Raw genomic sequence first — 8,352 nt, forward strand, 5'->3', positions numbered from 1 at the left:
ACGACGCTCATCCGATCTTGAAAACCTGGCCGGGGTGCTGCGGGGCAAGGTGACGGTGCTGACCGGTCAGAGCGGCGTCGGCAAGTCTTCCTTATTGAATAAGCTGAACCCTGAGTTTCAGCTGCAGACTCAGGAGATTTCCAAAGCGCTGGGCCGCGGCAAGCATACGACCCGGCATGTCGAGCTGCACGAGGTGGCCGGCGGCTGGGTGGCCGATACGCCGGGCTTTTCCTCGCTGGATTTCAGCCGCATGACGCCGACCGAGCTGGCGCAGAGCGTCCCGGACTTCGCGCCGTATTTAGGCCGGTGCCGGTTTCGCGACTGCATTCATCAAAACGAACCGGGCTGCGCGATCAAGCAGGCCGTAGAAGACCGGCAGGTCTCCCGGATCCGCTATGCGGACTATTTGGATTGTCTGACCCTGGTGCAGGGCCGAAAGGAGAAATATTGATGACGATCATATCCCCCTCGATTTTATCGCTGGATTTTTCCCAGCTGAATTCCCAGATGGACGCGGTCAACGCTTCCCGCGCCCAGTGGCTGCATTATGATGTGATGGACGGCCATTTTGTGCCGAACCTGACGTTCGGCCCGGACATTCTCAAGGCGTTCCGCAAGCTGACCGACCGCCAGCTGGACGTGCATCTGATGATCAGCGATCCGCGGAAGTACGCGCCGGTCTTTGCCCAGGCGGGAGCGCAGTGGATCACGTTTCACTACGAAGCGATGAACGATGCCCAGGACTGCCGCGCGCTGGCCAAAGAGCTGCGTGCGCTAGGCGTGAAGCCGGGCATTTCGATCAAGCCGCAAACGCCGGTGTCCGTGCTGGAAGCGTTGTGGCAGGATTTCGATCTGGTGTTGGTGATGTCGGTGGAACCGGGCTTCGGCGGGCAGCAGTTTGATCCGTCGGCATTGGATAAAATTACCGTGCTGCGCCAGTGGGCGCAGGCGGCCGGCGCTGATCTGCGGATCGAGGTCGACGGCGGGATCAACGCCGAAACCGGGAAGCTGTGCCGTGAGGCCGGCGCGGATGTGCTGGTCGCCGGCAGCTATATCTTTAAAAACAACATTGTGGAAGCCGTTGATTCGTTATGTTAAAGCCGTGCACGATCGTGCTGGGGCTGGCGCAGGACTGTACGCTGGCTGAAGGGGATCTGATCGGCGCGGACCGCGGGGCGCTGATCTGCGCTCAAGCACACCGGCGAATGGTAATGGCGATCGGCGATTTTGACTCGGTCACTCCGCCGCAAAAGGAACTGATCCGGCAATATGCCGATCAGATGCAGGTGCTGCCGGCGATGAAGGATGAAACCGACGCGCTGTCGGCGCTGCGCTGGGCTGCCGGGCAAGGCTATAATCCGATGGTTCTGATCGGCGGGGTCGGCGGAAGACAGGATCATCAGCTGGCCAATCTGCTTCTGGTCATGCATCAGAAGCTGCCGGTCATTCTGCGAGAGAAAAACAATGAATTGTTCTGTCTGGATTCGGGACGGCATGTGTTTCATCCCGATGCCCGCCGCTTCATTTCCTTTTTCGCGGTGGAGCCGGCGGTGCTGACGTTGGAAGGGTTTCTATATCCGCTCGATCATTATGTGATGGAGCGCGGCGACACGATCGGCATCTCGAATGAAATCGCGGCGGACGAAGCGGTACTGACGCTGGATCAGGGCCGGCTGCTTGTCGTCCGCAGCCGCGACGAAGGCGAATAATCCAATTCTCAGCGAAGGAAAGCCGCACAAACGCATGTTTGAAATAAAATTATCTGAACAGCCTTATTTCCTCAACGGGGAGTAAGGCTTTGTCTTTAAAAGGAGAGATCAGCGTGGATTCTTTAACGATGCAGAATTTAAGCCGGGCGACGATGGAATACCTGATGCAGAATTTATCGGCGGGGATGTCGTTAGTGGAAGTAAGAAGCTTATGCGAGCGGTTTATGCTGGAAAACGGGGCCGATTCATTTTGGTACTATGATGTCGGGGCGTTTGTTTTTTCCGGGGAGGAAACGACAATTTCAATTTCCGGGAAAGACTATACAACCGCGGACCGGCGGATTCATGAAAATGATCTTCTGACCGTAGATCTGAGCCCGCAGTGTCAGCGGATCTGGGGCGATTACGCAAGAACGATTGTGATCGAAGCCGGGAAAGTGGTTGTTCATCCGGCGGATATCCGCCATCCGGAATGGAAGCGGGGACTGCGCATGGAAGATCATTTGCATCACGTTTTGACGGAGGCGGCAACGGAAGCCATGACGTTTGAGGAGTTATATTATGTCATGAATGAAGAAATCACAAAGTAAGGCTTTGTGAACCTGGATTATCTGGGAAATCTGGGCCATTCGATCGTTCAGGATAAACAAGATCGGATCTACATTGAAAAAGGGAATGGTACGAAATTGTCGGACGTTAAAATGTTTACCTTTGAACCCCATATTTGTCTGCCGGGTTCGCTTTATGGCTTTAAGCAGGAAGACATCTATTATTTTGAAAAGGGTAAGCTGAAGCGATTGTAAGGATAGTCGGATTGAGGATGCGGCATCGTTTTCCTGCCTGATGAAGATGATCCGACTTAACCGCAGGAATCAAGACCGTGAGTCCGTTGGCGGAATGCCGCCGGTGCGGTATAATGAAAAAAAGGAGTAAATAATCAAGCCTTCCTGATTGAGAGTCTTGATTTTGAACATGACGATGAAAACTTGTATTTGTATTGCCGGGATGCCGGCCAGCGGAAAAACCACGGCGGCGCTCCGGCTCAGCGAAAAGCTGGGGATCGCGATGTTGTCCAAGGATGAGATCAAAGAGAAGCTGTTCGACCGGATTGGTTTTCAAAGCCGGCAGGAAAAGGTTCAGCTCGGTCTGGCGGCGATGGAAATTCTTTATTATGCGGCAGAGCGTTGTTTAGCGGCCGGTCAGTCGGTGATTCTGGAGAATAATTTTGAGGATCTTTCCCAGCCGGGCTTGCAGGCGCTGCAGGAGCGAACCGGCTGCCGGATGATCACAATTCTGTTCGATGGGGAAACCCGGGCGGTTTATGAGCGGTTTGTCAAGCGTGATCAATCGCCGACCCGGCACCGCGGCCATGTCGTGAACGACCGGTATCCGGAAGTCGGAGCACCGACAGAAGTGAAGACGCTGAGCTTTGATGTTTTTGAACAAAGTATTGCGCAGCGCGGATACCGGCGCTTTGCGATCGGTACGCTGATCCCGGTTGACTGCACGGATCCGGCGCGCATCAACGTGGAAAGGCTGGCGGAACAAATCCGGGAGCAGATGGACGCATGATCATGATCGAAGCTAACGCCGGGTTGGCGGACCGGCTGGCAAAGCTGAAACGCCGGGTGTGGCAGGAAACCTATACGGGAATTTATCCAGCGCAAAAACTCCTGAAGTTTGACGAAGCCCGGCACGCGGAAAAATTCCGGCGGTTGATCGCGGATCCGGCAAATCAGGTCGTGCTGCTTTGCGAGGAAGGGGAGGACGCTGGTTATTTTGTGCTGGGAAAACCCCGTCCGGGATGGACCGGGCCGCCGATCAGCGTCAACGCCCTCTATTTGATATCCGATTTTCAACATCGTGGGCTGGGACGGCAGGTCTGGCAGGAAATTGAACGCCGGGTGAAGCAGGCGGGATTCACGGTCTTTGGCTGCCGCTGCAATGAGCACAACGAACGCGCGCTGGCGTTTTACTTCCGGCAGGGTGGCGTGGAAATCGCTCGGGAAAGCGGGCATGCGGATTGTTCGGAAGATCAGATCTCCCTGCTTTTTCATGTTGAATAAATCTGAAGGATGAAGGATCCTGGCAACCGTCGGTTGCCTTTTTGTTTTGTCGGTTTCTGGGCTGGAAATGCCGTTTTGATCGTGCTACACTGATTTCTGTCGGAAGGAGTGGACGATGGTGAAATTAGCGGAAAATATTCAGCGGAGGCGCAAAGCGGCCGGCTGGACACAGGAACAGCTGGCTCAAAAATGCGCGGTTTCCCGGCAGGCGGTGTCAAAGTGGGAGGCCGGACAATCAGTTCCCAGTCTGGACAAGCTGCGTCAGTTAGCGAATTGCTTTGGAATTTCAGTCGACGAGCTCGTTCAGGATGACCCTGCCGCTGCGCAGACGGAGACGCCTCAAACCGAATCGCCTTCACTGGTCGAGCTGGATCAGGCGCGGCAAACCCGGCAGCGACGCCACGGCTGGACTGCGGCGGCCATCGTATGCCTGATCGTGGCGGTCGGAATTCTTGCGCTTCAAATTGTGACGTACACGATCGTCCGTGCCCGAGGCTGGGAATACATTGCGGACTGGATTTCACCGCTGTTAAATTTAATGTTGGTTCTGGCATTGACTTTATCCGGCAGCGTTGTGATCCGCACGCCCAGCTGGCGAAAAAGCGGCTTGGGCATCGCGCTGGTGCTGATGGCGGGGTTTGGCTGGCAGCTGCAGCAGGCGATCCAGCAGCGGCCGACAACGATCAGCTTTTCCGCTGACGGCCGTCATCAGGTCGTGATCAAGCAGGATAAAACAACCGGGAAGACTGTGCTCTGCCGCAGCCGCTATGGTCTTTACCGGCGTGAAAAAGACACGTTTCCCTATACGGTGGAAGGGCCGGTGAAGCTGCAGTGGCTGGCCGAGGATGTCTGTGCAATCACCTATCAAACGCTGGACCGGAGCGTTCATCAGATGATCGCGACGTTTGGCGACCGCGGCGATCCGATCAGCTATCATAACATGGCTTCGGCGATCCAGGGCGAATGGTCGTTGATGGAAACCAACGCGGCCGGCTGGAAAATCGTAGTCGACCGCACGGGAATTCATCTGGAAAATGGAACGCTTCAGGAAGATTATGCTTATGACGACGCGGTGCCGTTCGGGACGCTGGCGCTGGCGTTGTGCCGGGACGGACTGCCGCAGTGGACGCTGGTGTTAAGCGAGGAGGGAACGTTGAACGAACAGGATCTGTTCATCGACGGTTCGCTGATTCTCTGTCCGGTCGCAATGAACCCGACCGCGCCGCTGAACTTTGTCCGCACCTCGCCCCTGCCTGATGTCGGTTTATTTCAGACCCCGGACCTTCCGGAGGAAGACGAAACGCCGTTGGTTGAAGTGATGCGTCAGACGATCCTTGCGGATCCGACGTTATCGCAGCCATTACCCAACGGCGCAATGAAGCTGGACACCGCCAGCACCGATCCGCTCTGGCTGAGTTTGTTGACCCTGCGTCAGCGGGATGAAGGCTATCGGGTTAACGGCGTCGATATCCGCGTGGAACTGGCTTCTGTACAAGTGCTGGCGGGGACCGATGCCGATCAGCTCGTGGAGGTCAAAACGAACGAATGGGCGGTTTCCCCAGGCAACCAGGGCGCCGGACCCAGCGGCGAAGCGTTTACGATGACCTATAAGCTCCGTTTGATGCGGGCGGAGAACGCCGTGTTGGCAGCGCTGATGCCTTCCCTGGAGGAAGGAATGAGCGGACTGGAGCCCGTGGAGCTGGAACCTGAGTTTCCAGCGGTGCCGGAATTGGTGCATTATTTTGTCAGCGGTCTTTATGATACAACCTATATGTATATTAACCGCCGTTCCCCCGCACAGGCGATGCAGATCCTGCTGGATGAAGCCTTTGCGCAAAAGGAAGCTTCGCTCAGCACCGATGGGCAGCAGGCGCTGCTGGAAAGCGACGGCGGTCAGACGCTGTGGCTGCTTTACGATGGGATCGCGGAAGACCGGCTTCACTATCGTTTCTGGCTTGTCCGCTGCGAAGGACCGGACTGGCTGCATTGCGACGGCCTATGGCAAAGCGAAGGGGAGTACACGATCCCGATCCGGGAAGCGGAAAACAATGCCCAGCCGGAGTAATCGTTCGATCCTGAAATAAAGCAAAAGTTGAGTGAAAAACGCCTGGAAGTATCTGGAAAAAAAAGACCGCAGACGATCGGAAAAAGAACAATTTTCCTGGGCTGCGGTCCTGTTAAATAATTTTTTTTCTAAATACCGAGATTAAAATAATTAGCCTGCTTGCAGCAGCGTCTTCCGGCTTTAACCTGACAGAGACCAGCCAGAGAGAAACTTGAGCCAAGAAAAAAAGGAGCGTGAACTCCTTTTTAATTAACCGTTTTTCTGCTGAGCCTTCAGTGTTTTTAAAGCACGGGCGGAAATACGGATTCGCTGTGGCTTACCATCAACCATCACTTTAACTTTTTGTAAATTAACGTTCCACTTGCGGCGGGATGCGTGCAGGGAATGAGAACGCTTATTTCCTGATAAGGCTTTTTTACCGGATACGGCACATACTCTAGACATTAACCGTAACCCCCCTTTCTGTCTTAATTTCGCTTGTAAACTATAACATGATCATCCAAAAAATGCAAGGCGTTATCCGAAAAAGGTGATAAAGAAAAAGGATTTTTTTACAACGGCGGCTTGGAAATACGAAAAACCGCCGGATTTCTGCCAAAATCGCCAGCGTTCGCAGGAAGCTGACATCATTTTTATCCGGCGTGGAAGGCAAAGCGAATTGTTGGAAAAATTCTTTTGTTGAATAGTGTTTTATGATATAGTATATATGTGTAGCTCAGGGGGTCGAAAAAGGCATGGACAAGCAGATTTTCGCGGCGCTGGAGATAGCGGATCACGAAGTTAGATTGCTGGTAGGCGAGTTCTTCAATACTCGCTTTAATATAATCAAAGTCGAACGGGTTCCTGTGGCGGGCGTTCAGTTTCATCAGCTGACGGAACCCAATGAAATTGTCAAAGCGATCCGGAGGGCGGCGGAAAACGCTTCCCGCATGATCGGTGCACGGATTGAACGGGTTTTGTTATCCATTCCCTCGCGGGATATGATGCGCAAATCGCTGAAGATTACGGTGCCGGTTTCTTCTTTTGACCGCCGGGTAACCGTTCTTGATGTTCGGGAAGCGGTTAAAAACGCCATGAAAACGAAAATTGAGAACGGACTGGCGCTGATCAGCGCAGTGTGCGTGCGGTATACGTGCAATGGGATCTCGACGCGGCGGATGCCGATCGGCGAGCTGTGCGACGAGCTGACGGTGGACGTCGATTTGTTATGCGCGAACCGTAAGATCGCGTTTGAATATGTCAGCTGTGTCGAACAGGCGGGGCTGGAAGTGCTGGATATCAGTCTGGACAGCTTTGCGATCGCGAAGGAAGCGGCGTTGTTCGAGCAGACGATGGATCAGAATTTAATTTTAATCCGGCTGGAAGAACAGACGACGACTCTGTCGCTGTTGTCCAAGGGCAAGCTGGCGAGCTGTGAGATTATCGAACAGGGAATCGATCAGTGGAGCCAGGCGCTGGTGGAACGGTACGAACTGCCGCTGGCGGAAGCCGTCCGCTTAGTCAAATACAACACGCGATTGAATCAGCGTCGTCCGGTGCAGACGCCGATCTATATCTGGTCAAAAAATACAAAAACGTACACGCTTTCCGAAAAGGAACTGTGCGAAGCGATTCGGGAACCACTGGAATCCTGGATGGAACAGATTGAACAAATGTGCCGACCGATCCTCAAAGCGGGCAAGACGCAGATTGTGATCGTCGGCGAAGGCGGCGAGCTGCAGGAAATCGCGGAATATGTCCAGGATCATCTGGGAGCGCCGGCGAAGGTGTATTATCCGGAAACCCTGGGTGTGCGCGACAGTGCGTTAACCGGGTGTCTGGGATTGTTCTATGCTTACAAGGATCAGCAGCCGCTGTTAAATACCGATCAGGTCGGCGTGAACGCCGCACAGTTTGAAAAAGCGGTGACGATCGGCGGGTTGAAGAAAGAAAAAACCAGCGTTGACGATTCGATTACAAAACGATTAAAAGACATGCTTTTTGAAGCCAAACAGAAATAGGAAACGAGAGGATGAATGAAGATGGATTTAGAATACAATCAGGTTGCGAAAATTAAAGTCTTCGGCATCGGCGGCGCCGGCTGCAACGCCGTGAACCGCATGGTCGAGGAAGGCGTTCAGGGCGTTGAATTCTATGTCGCCAATACCGACATGCAGGATCTCAACAAGTCTCCGGTAGAAAACAAAATTATACTGGGCCGGGAAACAACCCGCGGCTTAGGCGCTGGTGCGAACCCGGAAATGGGACGCAAGGCGGCCTTGGAAAATGAAGAAGAAATCCGCGAAGCGATGCAGGGTTCCGATATGGTCTTTATCACCGCCGGCATGGGCGGCGGCACCGGCACCGGCGCTTCTCCGCTGTTTGCGAAGATCGCCAAGGAAATGGGCGCGCTGACCGTCGGCATCGTCACCAAGCCGTTCTCCTTTGAAGGACCGCGGCGGATGGCGCAGGCCGAAGCCGGTTTAAGTCAGTTGAGCGAATTCATTGATTCTCTGATCATCGTTTCCAACAA

11 protein-coding genes are annotated in these 8,352 nt (G+C 54.2%); 10 read left to right on the forward strand and 1 reads right to left on the reverse strand.

Annotated elements, in window-relative coordinates; translation table 11 throughout:
* The 8 genes from rsgA to AC5OW4_RS13110 form a co-directional block, all read left to right on the forward strand.
* Positions 1-451 (forward strand): ribosome small subunit-dependent GTPase A (gene rsgA, locus AC5OW4_RS13075; RefSeq protein WP_493677065.1); only part of this gene is annotated, 451 nt, incomplete at its 5' end.
* Positions 451-1,098 (forward strand): ribulose-phosphate 3-epimerase, encoded by a 648-nt coding sequence (gene rpe, locus AC5OW4_RS13080; protein ID WP_006058947.1) that lies wholly within the window; start codon positions 451-453, stop codon positions 1,096-1,098. The genes rsgA and rpe, both read left to right, overlap by 1 nt.
* On the forward strand, positions 1,092-1,709 hold the full coding sequence (locus AC5OW4_RS13085; RefSeq protein ID WP_195548210.1) for a thiamine diphosphokinase: 618 nt from the start codon (positions 1,092-1,094) through the stop codon (positions 1,707-1,709). Before rpe ends, AC5OW4_RS13085 begins: the two co-directional genes overlap by 7 nt.
* A 113-nt stretch (positions 1,710-1,822) precedes the next feature.
* Complete coding sequence (locus AC5OW4_RS13090) at positions 1,823-2,299, forward strand: M24 family metallopeptidase (RefSeq protein ID WP_295769981.1); 477 nt, start codon at positions 1,823-1,825, stop codon at positions 2,297-2,299.
* 6 nt (positions 2,300-2,305) lie between these two features.
* Positions 2,306-2,512 carry a hypothetical protein gene (locus AC5OW4_RS13095; RefSeq protein WP_229100729.1) on the forward strand — a complete coding sequence of 69 codons (207 nt, stop codon included), beginning with the start codon at positions 2,306-2,308 and terminating at the stop codon, positions 2,510-2,512.
* Between the two features lie 175 nt (positions 2,513-2,687).
* Positions 2,688-3,281, forward strand: coding sequence for a P-loop nucleotide/nucleoside kinase family protein (locus AC5OW4_RS13100; RefSeq protein WP_295769977.1), 594 nt, complete (start codon positions 2,688-2,690; stop codon positions 3,279-3,281).
* Positions 3,278-3,775 carry a GNAT family N-acetyltransferase gene (locus tag AC5OW4_RS13105; protein WP_195548212.1) on the forward strand — a complete coding sequence of 166 codons (498 nt, stop codon included), beginning with the start codon at positions 3,278-3,280 and terminating at the stop codon, positions 3,773-3,775. Before AC5OW4_RS13100 ends, AC5OW4_RS13105 begins: the two co-directional genes overlap by 4 nt.
* A 115-nt stretch (positions 3,776-3,890) precedes the next feature.
* Positions 3,891-5,840, forward strand: a complete 1,950-nt coding sequence (locus AC5OW4_RS13110) for a helix-turn-helix domain-containing protein (protein WP_229100730.1) — start codon at positions 3,891-3,893, stop codon at positions 5,838-5,840.
* Between the two features lie 249 nt (positions 5,841-6,089).
* Here AC5OW4_RS13110 and rpmB read toward each other — a convergent pair whose 3' ends face one another.
* A complete protein-coding gene (gene rpmB, locus AC5OW4_RS13115; RefSeq protein ID WP_006058954.1) occupies positions 6,090-6,284 on the reverse strand; it encodes a 50S ribosomal protein L28 in 195 nt (64 codons plus the stop codon).
* A gap of 290 nt (positions 6,285-6,574) precedes the next feature.
* On the opposite strand from rpmB, the gene AC5OW4_RS13120 reads away from it, so the two are divergent.
* Positions 6,575-7,840 (forward strand): cell division protein FtsA, encoded by a 1,266-nt coding sequence (locus AC5OW4_RS13120; protein WP_072684194.1) that lies wholly within the window; start codon positions 6,575-6,577, stop codon positions 7,838-7,840.
* A 21-nt stretch (positions 7,841-7,861) separates the two neighbouring features.
* Positions 7,862-8,352 (forward strand): cell division protein FtsZ (locus AC5OW4_RS13125; RefSeq protein ID WP_493677067.1); only part of this gene is annotated, 491 nt, incomplete at its 3' end.

The organism is Holdemania sp. (assembly GCF_986127675.1).